We start from the raw sequence: 12,704 nt of genomic DNA on the forward strand, positions 1-12,704 counted from the left end.
ACGGAGCAGAAACGAGGAGTCCATGACCGAGGATTCGAAGGATCGCCGAGAGCCGGGTCCGCCGGAGGCGGGCGCGTTCAGGCCAGGGGAGGCGCACACCCCGGGTTACGGCCCGCAGGGGGCCCAGCATCCCACCGCGCAGTTCCCGCCGCAGCACCCTCCGGCCGCACCGTTCCCGGGATATCCGGCGTCCTTCGCTCCCCCGAACGACGCCACGCAACCGCACGGCCCGGCCTTCGGCGCCCCGCCCGCACCGGCCCGGCGCCCCTTCCGCGCGGGCCTGGCCGCGGGCGCCGTCGCGCTCGCGCTGGTCAGCGGTGGCGTCGGCGGGGCGGTCGGCGCGCTGGTCGCACAGGGCGGTGACGGTCGAGCCCCGGTGACCAATGCCCTGGACGCGCCGAAGCCGAACGTGAGTAACGCCGTGAACGCTCCCGCCGGCTCCACCCAGGCGGTCGCGCAGAAGGTGCTGCCCAGCGTGGTGATGATCAAAGTGGCCAGCAGCAAGGCCGAGGGCGAGGGCTCCGGTGTGGTGCTGTCCTCCGACGGCCTGATCCTGACCAACAATCACGTCGCGGCGGGCGGCGGGCCGAGCGCCAAGATGGAGGTCGTGTTCTCCGACGGCAGCAGCGCGCCCGCGACGCTGGTCGGCGCCGATCCGGTCTCCGACCTGGCCGTCATCAAGGTCTCCGGAAAGAGCGGCTTGACCCCCATCGAGCTGGGCACCTCGGCGAACCTGCAGGTCGGCCAGCCGGTGGTCGCGATCGGCTCGCCGCTGGGACTGGCGGGCACGGTCACCACGGGCATCGTGTCGTCGCTGAATCGTCCGGTTGTGACCAGCGGTGACGGAAGCGAGGCCGGTGCCGCGGTCAGCCCGGTGATCGACGCGATCCAGACCGATGCCGCGATCAACCCGGGCAACTCCGGTGGCGCGCTGGTCGACGGCAGCGGCAAGCTCATCGGGATCAACACGGCCATCGCGACGCTCGGGCCCACCGAGACCACCGGCGGCCAGACCGGGTCGATCGGGCTCGGGTTCGCGATTCCCGTCGACCAGGCGCGCCGGGTGGCCGACGAACTGATCAAGACCGGCAAGGCCACCTACGCGCAGGTCGGGATCACGGTGTCGCGTCAGCAGGACCCGGCGCAGCAGGTTTCCGGCGCGAAGGTCCGCGACGTCACACCCGACGGTCCCGCCGCGCGCGCGGGCGTTCCGCCGGGAGCGGTGGTGACGAAGCTCGACGACCGCCCGATCGACTCCGGGAACGCGCTCGTCGCCGCGGTCCGTTCCCATCAACCAGGAGACAAGGTGAAAGTCACCTACACCGATGATCAAGGCAACAACCTCAAGACCGTCGAGGTGACCCTCTCCGGCGCGCCCGCGGACGGCGGCCGATGATGCGCGCGGTGCCCGGCGGACGCGGCCCGGTGATCGATGTCGACGCCGACGTTCTCGGCGCGGCCGCAGAGTTGCTGGACGCAGGCGCTACGGTGAGCAGCATGGAAATCGATGCTCCTGTGGCGGGGCGCGCTCTGGTGGTTGTCGTCGACGATCGAACGGCGCATGGAGGTATTGACTCGCTCGGTCCGCTGGTCACCGAGCTGCTTACCGAGGCGGGTTTCCTCGTGGACGCGTCCGTGTCGGTCCAGGCCGACGAGGTGGAGATCCGCAACGCGCTCAACACGGCGGTGATCGGCGGTGTCGATCTGGTGATCTCCGTCGGCGGCACGGGTATGTCCCCACGCGACGTCACGCCGGAAGCCACCTCGCAGGTGCTCGACCGCGAGTTGCCGGGCATCAGCGAGGCCCTTCGTTCCTCCGGCCGGGTGGCGGGCTCACTGGACGCGGGACTGTCCCGCGGTGTGGCAGGCGTGTCCGGCAGCACCCTGGTGGTCAACCTGCCCGGCACCCGTTCCGCCATCCGGGACGGCATGGCGACGCTCGGCCCGCTCGCCAGCCGAGTGATCGGTGAACTCTCCGGATTGGTCGAATAATCACCCCGCCCACCCCCGCTGAGAACCCTCGCCCGGCCGAGCGCCGGGCGAGGGATGCCGCGCGCTTGGCGAAGATCTTCGGCGACACGCTGCCCGACACAACCGCCGACGAGCGCGACGATCGCGACGACGCCCGGTCCGCGGACGACTGGTTGCGCGGGCAGGTCCCCCCGCATCACGGCTAGACCGTTATCTACGTAGTAGCTACGTAATCATTCTCACAGCGTTCGAGATCCACCCGTGATCAATTCCGCGCGGAAGTAATTCGGGCGCCTTCGCTACGGCCCTGTCTCGTACCCGATCCCTGGCGCTCCTGTGCCGCCAGCTCGGCCGATCCCCTTTCGGCGGCTGTAGCGATCCGGTATTTATGCACGTCACGCCATATTCAGATGTTCGCAACTGTGACATAGCTCACCTTGAACTTTACGAAACGTTACGTTGCGGGCGTCGTTATAAACCGTTTAATCTCCCCATCGAGCCACTCGCAATCGGGCCCGCAGTCGCGGGCACCGGCCCGCTCCAAACCGAAACGGCGGAACTCGGCTCGGTTCCGTCGCCAGCTGGTTCGTTGCGCCGAAATAACGGCCGGTTACACGTCGGCAACAAATAGGCGACACACTGAGCTGGGCCTGAGAGGACCACTGTCCAGCCTCGATGGTCGAGGTTGACTGTTTGAACCTGATGAGGGGAAGTATGAGCGAGAACCGCACCAATGGTCTGCGCCGCGGTGCCCGCGTCGCGGGCGTCGGCGCTGCCGCGGCTGTTGCCATGGGCCTGCTTTCGACCGGTGCCGCCAATGCCGATACCTTCGTGCCGTTGCCGGACGGCCAGAAGGTGGGAGCCGGCGTGACGATCACCCGGAACGGAGAGCGGGCCCTGATCTCGCCGTCGCTGGCTGCCAACGGCGCCGGTCGCGTGGTCTGGGTATCGGGCAACGCGGTCGCCGATGTCACCGTGACGCCGGAAGGTGAGATCGGCCCCAACAACGGTCCGTCCGGGAATCCCGGAACCAACAATTCCTCGACGCACGGTGCGTCGCAGCTGAGCACCGGCTACATCGTCGGCTGCCAGATCAGCATCGCCGACGACGCGATCTCCGCGGGTGTGTCGGGCAGCGTGAACCTCAGCGGCGCGAGCGCGGGCGGTTCGATCGGTGTCAACCTCGGTCCCGGCGAAGTGAAGTTCGTTCAGATCGATTACAAGGACATCCTCAAGCCGGGTGTGTACTCCGTCGAGTACCAGGATGCCGAGATTCAGATCCAGGGCTGCGCGGGTTACGCGCAGGCGCGTTCGTACACGGTCGTCGAGATCATCGGCGATCACTACTCGAAGACCACCCTCTACGGGATGCCGTTCAGCATCGGCTGACGTCTGTCGAATCCAACGAACCATCTTCCCGCTGAAGCGGACTCAACCCTCGAGGGATATCAACCATGATCAACCGTAAGAACCTGGCGCGGATGGCCGGCCTCGGCGCCGCTGCCACCATCGCCATGGGCCTGTTCTCGACCGGTGCGGCCAATGCCGACACGTTCGTTCCGCTGCCGGGCGGCGAGCTCACCAAGACGCTGTCGGACGGCACCGTCGTGACCATCCGTCTGGTCGGCGAGTCGGCGAACATCAGCCCGTCGATGGGCGCGACGCCGCTGCACCGCAACGCGTGGGTCTCCGGTAGCGCGCAGGTCGAACTCTCCGGCGCGGCGGGCGGCAAGATCTTCCCGGGCTACACCGTCGGTTGCCAGGTCAACATCGCCGGTGGCGGTGCCACGGGCGGCGTGGACGGCAATGTGGACTGGAGCGACGGCCAGAACGTCACCGGTGGTGTGGGAGCCAACTCCGGCGGCAACTTGTCTCTGGGACCGGGCCAGGCGAAGTCGTTCTATGTGCTGGATTTGGAGCAGGCCGACGATTACGGCAATGAATCGCACAAGACCCGCAACGCGTTCAAGGGCACGAGCGGTTCGGTGACGTGGTCGGACGAGACCATCGGCCTGAACGGCTGCGCGGGCTACGCCCAGGCGCGCGCTTTCATCAGTGTGGAAGTCGAAACCGACAATGTCATCACCTGGGTGACGTTGTGGGGACAGCCTTTCAGCCTCGGCTGAGTGAACTGCGGGTGAAAAACCCGTAGCTGCGGATGAAATGGACCCCTCGCATCGCGGTGGGTCCATTTCGTCATGAATTCCACTGCCGCACAAGCGGTATGCGATCTTAATCGGATCGCTTACTTTCCGAGACGAATTGCCCTAATTTCCGGAAAAGTCTGGTTGATACCGAATAGCATTGTTTCGTCCGAGATCGCTCGATGACGCGATGGTCGGCGGATCACTTGATGGACAGCACATTCCATCACGCGCCCCGCCGGCTTTGGAGGGACACGTCCCGCCTCGACACCCTGGGGCGGGCGGATGCAACCTGATGAGGAAAAACATGAGCAAGTACCGCATCAACGGTCTGTCTCGGGGCGTCCGCGTCGCGGGCGCCGCCGCTGTGGCGGCCGTAGCCACCGGTCTGCTGTCGACCGGTGCAGCCAATGCCGATGTCTTCGTGCCGTTGCCGGACGGTCACAAGGCAGGCCCCGGCGTGAACATCGCCCGTACCGGTGAGCGCGCCCTGATCTCCCCGTCCCTCGCAGCGAACGGTGCCGGCCGTGTCGTGTGGGTATCGGGGAACGCCATCGCCGATGTCGCCGTGACGCCGGAAGGTGAGATCGGCCCCAACAACGGTCCGACCGGAAACCCTGGAACCAACAATTCCTCGACGCACGGTGCGTCGCAATTGAGTACCGGTTACATCGTCGGCTGCCAAGTCAGCATCGCCGACGATGCCATTTCCGCGGGCGTGTCGGGCAGCGTGAACCTCAGCGGCGCGAGCGCGGGTGGTTCGATCGGTGTCAACCTCGGCCCCGGCGAGGTCAAGTTCGTTCAGATCGATTACAAGGACATTCTGAAGCCGGGTGTGTACTCGGTGGAGTATCAGGATGCCGAGATTCAGATCCAAGGGTGTGCGGGTTACGCGCAGGCGCGTTCGTACACGGTCGTCGAGATCATCGGCGATCACTACTCGAAGACCACCCTCTACGGCATGCCGTTCAGCATCGGCTGACTCGGGCCGGATCTGTCAAATCTCTTTTCGCCGAGGCGAACTCGATTCTTTAGGGGAATTACCATCATGTTCGATCGTAAGAAACTGGCGCGCGCGGCCGGGCTGTGCGCGTCCGCGACCATCGCCATGGGCTTGTTCTCGACCGGTGCGGCGAATGCCGATACGTTCGTTCCGCTGCCGGGCGGGGAGCTCACCAAGACGCTGTCGGACGGCACTGTTGTGACTATTCGTCTGGTCGGCGAGTCGGCGACGATCAGTCCGTCCATGGGTGCGACGCCCTTGCATCGCAACGCGTGGGTGTCCGGCAGTGCGCAAGTGGAACTGTCGGGCACGGCCGGGGGGAAGATCTTCCCGGGTTACACCGTGGGTTGCCAGGTGAACATCGCCGGTGGTGGTGCTACCGGTGGTGTGGACGGCAATGTGGACTGGAGTGACGGCCAGAACGTCACCGGTGGTGTGGGCGCCAACTCCGGCGGCAACCTTTCGCTCGGTCCCGGGCAGGCGAAGTCGTTCTATGTGCTGGATCTGGAGCAGGCCGACGATTTCGGTAATGAAACGCATAAGACCCGCAACGCGTTCAAGGGCACGAGCGGTTCGGTGACGTGGTCGGACGAGACCATCGGCCTGAACGGCTGCGGGGGTTACGCCCAGGCGCGCGCTTTCATCAGTGTCGAGGTCGAGACCGATAACGTGATCACCTGGGTGACGCTGTGGGGATCGCCGTTCAGCCTCGGCTGAGCCGGACAACCACTCGCACAACGCGAACGGGCCCGTCGATGCCGGGCCCGTTTCGCATGTGCGGAATGGGCTCAGAATTCGTGCCGCCCGCCCGCGCTGGTCTGGCCCTCGGCGAGCAGGTCCCGGATCTGGATCAGCACCTCCGAATCGGTGAGTGTGGTTTTGTCTGGGCGGAAACGCTTCTTCAGCCGTGTGGCCGGCAGCACGACCACGAAGAACAGGACAGCGGCGATGATCAGGAAATTGATCGCGGCCGTGATGATGGGACCGACCTGGACGAACGTCGCCGGCTTGTCGGCGACCAAGCGGAAACCAAGGCCGATATCGCCGGGGCCGCCGAAGACGGCGAGAAGCGGATTGATGATGCCGTCGGTGAACGCGGTGACGATCGCGACGAACGCCGTACCGATGACCACGGCGACCGCCAGGTCGATCACGTTCCCGCGAAACAGAAAATCTCTGAATTCTTTGAGCATGGCCGTGTCTCCTCTTTTCCGTGGAGCTGAGCAGTCAGGCTCGGCGGTATCCGCGCGCCGGTAGACCCCGATGCTAATGAGCCGTCGCCCGATATTCGGCGAAGCCTGATCGGCGGGTCAGTGGAAGACGACCGTGAGCGCGGTGCGCAGAGAAGCCCCGGCCACGGCGGCGGCGTACTCGGCGTCCATCGCGACCAAGACCACGCGTTCCGCGGGTTGCCGCCCTTCCCCGGCACGGGACACCAGGATGACGGCGGCGTCGGCGGCCAGGGTGCGGGCAGGCCGGGTACCGGCTCCGTTCGCGTCCTCCGCGCCGATCACGTCGACGCGATCGCCCGCGCGCAGGATATCGGCGACCGCCGTGTCGGCGAGACGGATGGGCACGATGCGCGCCTCGCGCGCACCGGTCGCCGCGGCCGCCAGGCGGGGACCGACCACGCGCAGATCGGTGAAGACCTCGCCCTGCCGCATGGCGCCGGTCAGCGTCGCGCCGACGAGTTCGGCGGGATCGGCGACCGCGCCCGCGGGCAGCGTGCCCGCTGCGCGGGGTGCGGAGCGGAGATCACCCGCCTCGAGCAGGCGTCCCGGCGCCAGATCCCGACCGGCCACGAGGACGGTCGTGCGTTCGGTGTCCGGGTCGCCACGGAGGAAGAGGAACGCCGCGAGTGCGGCGAGAGCGACGGCCAGCAGCCGCCGGGCGAGCACGGCGTCGGCCCAGTGCGGTCGTTGCCGGCCCAAAGGATTCCAACCGCCGCGGCCGAGGTCGGAGAGTGCGCGAGTCATGGCCGGATCCTATGGCCGGACGTGCACTCATCCGGCCCGGATCACGGGGGGCTGTGGATAGGTGATCGGCTGTGGAAAACCGTCGAATCAGCCGGCCACGGCCGTGCTCGCGGCGGCGGTGGAGCCGCTCGACGAGCCGGAATCCGACGACGAACTCGAGCTGCTGTCCGGCTTGCTGCTCTCGGACTTGGCAGGCTCGCTGGCGGTGGTGGAACCGCCGCGGCTGTCGGTGCGGTAGAAGCCACTGCCCTTGAACACGATGCCGACCGAATTGAACAGCTTGCGCAGCTTCCCGGAGCACTCCGAGCACACGGTCAGCGCCTCGTCCGTGAAGGACTGAACGATGTCGAAGCGGTTGTCACACTGGGTGCACGCATACGAGTAAGTAGGCACAGGATCCTCCGCGGTGTTCGTCGATCTGGCACTCTACAGCCGACAGTGCCAACACCGCCAATCGGTGTTTCATTCCCCAGGGTAAACGTCGCCCAACCGGCGCAGTCCGCCGCGCGGCGTGAGCGCCCAGCCCATGCGCAGGTCGTGCGGTTCCTCGGGGAGCCGGTCGACCAGCTCGTCGTCCCGGACCACTGCGATCAGGCGGGCGTCCGGCCGAGCGGCGGGCAATGTGCGGTCGTAGTAACCGGCGCCGCGGCCCAGCCGCACGCCGCGCAGGTCCACCGCGAGAGCAGGAACCAGGATCAGATCGGCCCGGGCGAGGGCTTCCGGCGGCAGCGGGGCTCCGGCAGGTTCCAGCAACCCGTAGCGGGCTCGGCGCAGGGCGTCCGCACCGGTGTACTCGGCCCAGCTCAGCGGCCCCGGCGGCCCGGTGACCGGCACCAGCACCCGGGCGCCACCGGCGCGCAGCGCGTCCAGCATCGCCATTGATCCCGGCTCCCCGGCCACCGGGACATACGCGCAGACCCACCCGCGAGCGCCCATCGCATCGACCGCCGTGGCCAGGGCGGACGCTTCTATTTCGCGCTCCGTGGCAGGCATCACAGCCCGACGGGCGAGCAGTTCGATGCGCCATGCATGTTTATCGCGCTCGCCGGGCATCTTCACAGTGATCACCATAGGCTCACCCCGGAACCGGGTCGGCGCGACGCCGACCCGGCGGCGTGATGGATGGATAGGGTATGCGTATGACAGCAAAGGCCGGACAGTCCGGTGCCGCGGCGGTGGACTCGTGCTTCCGCACGGCCGTGGTCCCCGCGGCCGGGCTCGGGACACGGTTCCTGCCCGCGACCAAGACCGTGCCCAAAGAACTTCTTCCGGTGGTGGACACCCCCGGCATCGAACTGGTCGCCGCCGAGGCGGCCGGATCCGGCGCCGAGCGGCTGGTGATCGTCACGTCTCCGGGTAAGGACGGCGTGGTCGCGCACTTCGTCGAGGACCTGGTGCTGGAGAGCACGCTGGCCGAGCGCGGCAAGTTCAAGCTGCTCGAGAAGGTGCGCAAGGCGCCGGGGCTGCTCGATGTCACCTCGGTGGTGCAGGAGGAGCCGCTCGGGCTCGGGCATGCCGTGGCACAGGCCGAGCAGGCCCTCGACGCCGACGAGGACGTCATCGCCGTCCTGCTGCCCGACGACCTCGTGCTGCCCCGCGGTGTGCTCGACGTGATGTGCCGGGTGCGCCGCAAGCGCGGCGGAACGGTGCTGTGCGCCATCGACGTCCCCAAGGACGAGGTCAGCGCCTACGGTGTGTTCGACGTCGCGCCGGTGCCGGACGCGGTGAACCCGAATGTGCTGCGCGTCAAGGGAATGGTGGAGAAGCCCGCGCTCGCCGACGCGCCTTCGACCTTCGCGGCCGCGGGCCGGTACCTGCTGGATCGCGCGATCTTCGACGCGCTGCGCCGCATCGAGCCCGGCGCGGGCGGCGAACTGCAACTCACCGACGCGATCGCACTGCTGATCGCCGAGGGACATCCGGTTCATGTCGTGGTGCACCGTGGGTCGCGCCACGACTTGGGCAACCCGGGCGGTTATCTTCGTGCTGCGGTCGATTTCGCACTGGAACGGGAGGAATACGGTCCCGCCCTGCGGGAGTGGCTGCAGCACCGCCTCGGTCCGGACTGGGATCCGCAGCTGACGACCGGCGACTGACGGATCCGGCCGGGGTTTCGCCGAGAGTGGACCGTCGGGTACGAATGATGGTTCACCGCGGTGCGTGCGCGAATGCGCCTGCGCCGCGGCGGGATCGCGCGCCCGTGCGGGCGCGGTCGGATGAGTGCGGAGAGGATCAGGAAGGGCTGGATGCGCTCGGTTGAGGATCAGCAGATCAAGGTGACCGCCGCGGCGGTCGCGCCCCGGCCGGTCCGGGTCGCGATCTCCGAGGCACAGGGCCTGCTGTGCGCCGAGGACGTCGTCACCGAGCGGCCGTTGCCCGGTTTCGACCAGGCCGCCATCGATGGCTACGCCGTGCGCAGCGTCGACGTGGCCTCGGCCGGTGCCGACATTCGGGACGAAGAGGGAAATCTCGTCGACCTGACCCTCCCGGTGGTCGGCGAGGTGGTCGCCGGTTCGCGTCAGCCGATCCGCTTACAGCCGCGCCAGACCGTCCGGGTGGACACCGGCGCGCCGATGCCGACCCTCGCCGACGCGGTACTCCCCTTGGACTTCACCGACGGCGGGCGGGCCAGGATCAAGGTGTACGAGCCGGTGCGCTCCGGCGACTACGTGCGGCGGGTCGGGGACGACGTTCAGCCGGGCGATGTCGCGGTGCGCGCGGGGACCATCATCGGCGCGGCGCAGGTGGGTCTGCTCGCCGCCGTCGGTCAGGACAAAGTGCTGGTGCATCCGCGTCCGCGACTATCGGTGCTCTCGCTGGGCGGTGAGCTGATCGATATCGATCGCACACCCGGCCCCGGCCAGGTCTACGACGTGAACTCCTACGCGCTGGCCGCGGCCGCGCGGGATGCCGGCGCGGACGTCAACCGCGTCGGCATCGTCAGTTCCGATCCGCGCCGCTTGCGCGACGCGGTGGAGGGACAGCTGGTGCGCTCCGAGGTTGTCGTCATCGCAGGCGCGGTCGGCGGATGGGCCTCCGAACAGGTCCAGGAGGCGTTGGAAGGGCTCGGCGAGCTCGAAATCACCCGGGTGGCCATGCATCCCGGCTCCGTGCAGGGCTTCGGCCGGCTCGGCCGCGACGAGGTGCCGACTTTCCTGCTGCCCTCCAACCCCGTGAGCGCGCTGGTGGTGTTCGAGGTGATGGTGCGGCCTTTGATCCGAATCGCGTTGGGCCGCAGGCACCCCATGCGCCGGATCATCAGCGCGCGGACGATCACGCCGATCAGTTCCATGGACGGTCGCAAGGGTTACCTGCGCGCGCAGCTGATGCGGGACGAAGCGACCGGCGAATACCTCGTGCAGCCCCTCGGTAACGGCAACTCGTCCTCCCACCTGCTCGCCACGCTCGCCGAGGCGAACAGCCTGATCGTGATCGACCCGGACGACACCGAGATCCGCACCGGCGACGAAGTCCGGGTCGCCTTTCTCGCGCAGCGTGGCTGAGACGTGGAAGCCATGAATGTCTTCCGGGCAACCCAGCATCCGGGATGGCCCGCGCGGTTGGGCCCGGTCCGGGTGGCCGCCGGTCAGGTGACCTTGCGACCGGTGCGGTTGCGTGACGCGGCGAGCTGGAGCCGTATCCGGTTGCGGGACAGAGCGCATCTCGAGCCGTGGGAGCCGACCGGTCGCGGGTCGTGGGAGGCGCGAAACCACGCGTCCAACTGGCCCTCGCTGTGGTCGAGCCTCAAGGCGGAGGCCAGGCGCGGCGCGATGATCCCGTTGGTGATCGAGGTCGACGGTGCGTTCAGCGGGCAGTTGACCGTCGGCAATATCGTGCGCGGCGCCCTGCGTTCGGCCTGGATCGGCTATTGGGTGGCCAAGGATCTCAGCGGACAAGGCGTCGCGACGGCGGCGTTGGCGCTCGGTCTGGACCACTGCTTCGGGCCGGTCGGTCTGCATCGGGTCGAAGCGACCGTGCGGCCGGAGAATCTGGCCAGCCAGGCAGTGCTGCGCAATGTCGGTTTCCGGGAGGAGGGGCTGCTGCGGCGCTACCTCGACGTGGACGGCGCCTGGCGGGATCACTTGCTTGTCGGCATGACCGTCGAGGAACTGGCCGGGACGGTTGTGGACCGGCTGGTGCGAGAGGGGCGCGCCACCCTGCAGTAGAACCGGCCACCGAGCCGCGGTGACATTGGTGGAAATGTGACAGGTGTGGCGGATGTGCACGGCGCGCCTGCCGGAACTTGGTGCTACCCGGAATTAGCCTACGGACGTCGATGGTGCGTCTTGCGTCATCGGCACAGAGCCTGCGAGGGGACCGGCGTCCGCGCCGCTGCGTCGGACGGGGGCCGGCCGAGCGCGGGGCGTGTGACGCACCGCTCGCGGGCCGAGCCGGACAAAATCCAGGCGGGACGGAGGTGCTGACGCGATGCCGAATTCGATCCTGTGGATCGGGCTGGTCGTGCTCTGGGTCTTCGTCCTTTTCCCTATCCTCGCCGACCGTCACCCGAGAATCCGCCGGACCACCGACGCCGCGCTGGCGACCAGGGTCCTGCATCGCGGCGGCGGCAAACGGCGTCTCAGGAAAGGCCCGGCCGCCGGGCACGAAACCGATCCGAACTGGCGGCCCCGTGGGCGACACGATGGACGCCGCGTACCGAGAGAGTATTCCCACAGCGATGATGCGGAGGACCGGATGACGACACCGGCCGACGAGCCCGTCACCGAGACCGACGAGGAGAACCTGCCCGAGGCCGACGACGCCGCGGCATCCGACATCGCTGACGCCGAAACGGACGACGTCGAGGTCGACGACGACTACTCGCCCGCCGCGCCGGACGAGGACGAAACGGACGCCGACGAAGCTGTCGAAGTCGCTGCGAAGGTCGAGGCGGAGACCGATGATGACGGCGTGGGCGCACACCACCCCGAGCCGATCGCGGCCAGAATCCCGCCTGCGCGTTCCACCGTGCCCGCCGTCGTGGACTACGACGACTACGACGACTACGACGAGATGCACTCGGCCGAGCCGGATTTCGTTCCGAACCGCCGCGGCCGCGGCGGCTTCGACCCCGAAGCCGACGCCATCGCCCGCGCGGCCCGCTACACCTTCCGTCAGCGTGCGGTGCTCGGCCTGATGCTCAGCGCCATCCTGTCCGGCGCCCTCGCGTTCGTGTTCACCCCGTTGCTGTGGTGGGCCTGCGGGCTCGCCGCCACCGTTCTGGTGACCTACCTGGCGTACCTGCGCAAGCAGGTGCGGATGGAGGAGGAGATCCGCCGCAGGCGCGCCGCCCGCCTCAACCGTGGCCAGCAGAGCGAAGCCGAGCCGCATGGCCGCCGTACCCGCGCCCCGCGCGGCACCATGGACCGCGACACCGCCCGCGCCCTGCGCCGCCGCTCCACCCTGGTCGAGTCCGATGACGAAGACCCCGCCTTCGCCCACCTCGACCCCTTCGACCCCGCCACCGCCCGTGCCCTGCGCACCCGCGCCGGTGGCGACATTCGCCGCGCGGCCGGCGCATAGCACCCGCCTGTTTCCGCAGCTCAGGGTACCGATTCGGAGTCTGAGGGGCTGGCCTGATACAGTGTCACAGCGCGGTTCCCCGGAACC

The 12,704-nt window shown here is 68.1% G+C and carries 14 protein-coding genes; 10 read left to right on the forward strand and 4 right to left on the reverse strand.

Annotation, left to right across the window (positions count from 1 at the left end; genetic code table 11):
• The first annotated feature begins 22 nt into the window (after positions 1 to 22).
• The 6 genes from NNI01S_RS19040 (at position 23) to NNI01S_RS19070 (ending at position 5,835) form a co-directional block, all read left to right on the forward strand.
• Positions 23 to 1,396, forward strand: coding sequence for a S1C family serine protease (locus NNI01S_RS19040; protein ID WP_084489003.1), 1,374 nt, complete (start codon positions 23 to 25; stop codon positions 1,394 to 1,396).
• A 101-nt stretch (positions 1,397 to 1,497) separates the two neighbouring features.
• The gene (locus NNI01S_RS19045; protein ID WP_181719529.1) at positions 1,498 to 1,992 is read left to right on the forward strand and encodes a MogA/MoaB family molybdenum cofactor biosynthesis protein; all 495 of its coding nucleotides are present in this window, start codon (positions 1,498 to 1,500) and stop codon (positions 1,990 to 1,992) included.
• A gap of 693 nt (positions 1,993 to 2,685) precedes the next feature.
• Entirely contained in the window at positions 2,686 to 3,360 is a 675-nt protein-coding gene (locus NNI01S_RS19055; RefSeq protein WP_063021468.1) for an MspA family porin, read from the forward strand.
• Between the two features lie 65 nt (positions 3,361 to 3,425).
• A complete protein-coding gene (locus NNI01S_RS19060; protein WP_063021469.1) occupies positions 3,426 to 4,097 on the forward strand; it encodes an MspA family porin in 672 nt (223 codons plus the stop codon).
• A 325-nt stretch (positions 4,098 to 4,422) separates the two neighbouring features.
• Entirely contained in the window at positions 4,423 to 5,097 is a 675-nt protein-coding gene (locus NNI01S_RS19065; protein WP_063021602.1) for an MspA family porin, read from the forward strand.
• Between the two features lie 66 nt (positions 5,098 to 5,163).
• Entirely contained in the window at positions 5,164 to 5,835 is a 672-nt protein-coding gene (locus NNI01S_RS19070; RefSeq protein WP_063021470.1) for an MspA family porin, read from the forward strand.
• A gap of 71 nt (positions 5,836 to 5,906) precedes the next feature.
• Here the strand turns inward: NNI01S_RS19070 and mscL are convergent, their stop codons facing one another.
• From mscL to NNI01S_RS19090, 4 genes are all read right to left on the reverse strand, one after another.
• Positions 5,907 to 6,311: a large conductance mechanosensitive channel protein MscL gene (gene mscL, locus NNI01S_RS19075; RefSeq protein ID WP_063021471.1), complete on the reverse strand. Its 405-nt coding sequence runs from the start codon at positions 6,309 to 6,311 to the stop codon at positions 5,907 to 5,909.
• A 117-nt stretch (positions 6,312 to 6,428) separates the two neighbouring features.
• A complete protein-coding gene (locus tag NNI01S_RS19080) occupies positions 6,429 to 7,094 on the reverse strand; it encodes an SAF domain-containing protein (protein WP_063021472.1) in 666 nt (221 codons plus the stop codon).
• Between the two features lie 87 nt (positions 7,095 to 7,181).
• Complete coding sequence (locus NNI01S_RS19085; RefSeq protein ID WP_063021473.1) at positions 7,182 to 7,487, reverse strand: FmdB family zinc ribbon protein; 306 nt, start codon at positions 7,485 to 7,487, stop codon at positions 7,182 to 7,184.
• Between the two features lie 69 nt (positions 7,488 to 7,556).
• On the reverse strand, positions 7,557 to 8,165 hold the full coding sequence (locus NNI01S_RS19090) for a 5-formyltetrahydrofolate cyclo-ligase (protein WP_084489005.1): 609 nt from the start codon (positions 8,163 to 8,165) through the stop codon (positions 7,557 to 7,559).
• A 68-nt stretch (positions 8,166 to 8,233) separates the two neighbouring features.
• Here NNI01S_RS19090 and NNI01S_RS19095 point away from each other — a divergent pair, with 68 nt between their 5' ends.
• The 4 genes from NNI01S_RS19095 (at position 8,234) to sepX (ending at position 12,617) form a co-directional block, all read left to right on the forward strand.
• Positions 8,234 to 9,190, forward strand: coding sequence for a UTP--glucose-1-phosphate uridylyltransferase (locus NNI01S_RS19095; protein ID WP_063021474.1), 957 nt, complete (start codon positions 8,234 to 8,236; stop codon positions 9,188 to 9,190).
• A gap of 150 nt (positions 9,191 to 9,340) precedes the next feature.
• Entirely contained in the window at positions 9,341 to 10,597 is a 1,257-nt protein-coding gene (gene glp, locus NNI01S_RS19100; protein WP_063021604.1) for a molybdotransferase-like divisome protein Glp, read from the forward strand.
• A 12-nt stretch (positions 10,598 to 10,609) separates the two neighbouring features.
• Entirely contained in the window at positions 10,610 to 11,260 is a 651-nt protein-coding gene (locus NNI01S_RS19105) for a GNAT family N-acetyltransferase (protein ID WP_063021475.1), read from the forward strand.
• Between the two features lie 262 nt (positions 11,261 to 11,522).
• Entirely contained in the window at positions 11,523 to 12,617 is a 1,095-nt protein-coding gene (gene sepX, locus NNI01S_RS19110) for a divisome protein SepX/GlpR (RefSeq protein ID WP_063021476.1), read from the forward strand.
• Positions 12,618 to 12,704: the final 87 nt, after the last annotated feature.

Origin of the sequence: Nocardia niwae NBRC 108934 = DSM 45340 (assembly GCF_001613465.1) — a bacterium.
In the GTDB taxonomy this organism is placed as follows: Bacteria; Actinomycetota; Actinomycetes; order Mycobacteriales; family Mycobacteriaceae; genus Nocardia; species Nocardia niwae.

Bases quoted from the DNA above. Each gene is read 5' to 3' on its own strand.
- NNI01S_RS19040 (WP_084489003.1), top strand. From the start codon at position 23: ATGACCGAGGATTCGAAGGATCGCCGAGAGCCGGGTCCGCCGGAGGCG.
- NNI01S_RS19045 (WP_181719529.1), top strand. From the start codon at position 1,498: ATGGAAATCGATGCTCCTGTGGCGGGGCGCGCTCTGGTGGTTGTCGTC.
- NNI01S_RS19055 (WP_063021468.1), top strand. From the start codon at position 2,686: ATGAGCGAGAACCGCACCAATGGTCTGCGCCGCGGTGCCCGCGTCGCG.
- NNI01S_RS19060 (WP_063021469.1), top strand. From the start codon at position 3,426: ATGATCAACCGTAAGAACCTGGCGCGGATGGCCGGCCTCGGCGCCGCT.
- NNI01S_RS19065 (WP_063021602.1), top strand. From the start codon at position 4,423: ATGAGCAAGTACCGCATCAACGGTCTGTCTCGGGGCGTCCGCGTCGCG.
- NNI01S_RS19070 (WP_063021470.1), top strand. From the start codon at position 5,164: ATGTTCGATCGTAAGAAACTGGCGCGCGCGGCCGGGCTGTGCGCGTCC.
- mscL (WP_063021471.1), bottom strand. From the start codon at position 6,311: ATGCTCAAAGAATTCAGAGATTTTCTGTTTCGCGGGAACGTGATCGAC.
- NNI01S_RS19080 (WP_063021472.1), bottom strand. From the start codon at position 7,094: ATGACTCGCGCACTCTCCGACCTCGGCCGCGGCGGTTGGAATCCTTTG.
- NNI01S_RS19090 (WP_084489005.1), bottom strand. From the start codon at position 8,165: ATGGTGATCACTGTGAAGATGCCCGGCGAGCGCGATAAACATGCATGG.
- NNI01S_RS19095 (WP_063021474.1), top strand. From the start codon at position 8,234: ATGACAGCAAAGGCCGGACAGTCCGGTGCCGCGGCGGTGGACTCGTGC.
- glp (WP_063021604.1), top strand. From the start codon at position 9,341: ATGCGCTCGGTTGAGGATCAGCAGATCAAGGTGACCGCCGCGGCGGTC.
- NNI01S_RS19105 (WP_063021475.1), top strand. From the start codon at position 10,610: ATGAATGTCTTCCGGGCAACCCAGCATCCGGGATGGCCCGCGCGGTTG.
- sepX (WP_063021476.1), top strand. From the start codon at position 11,523: ATGCCGAATTCGATCCTGTGGATCGGGCTGGTCGTGCTCTGGGTCTTC.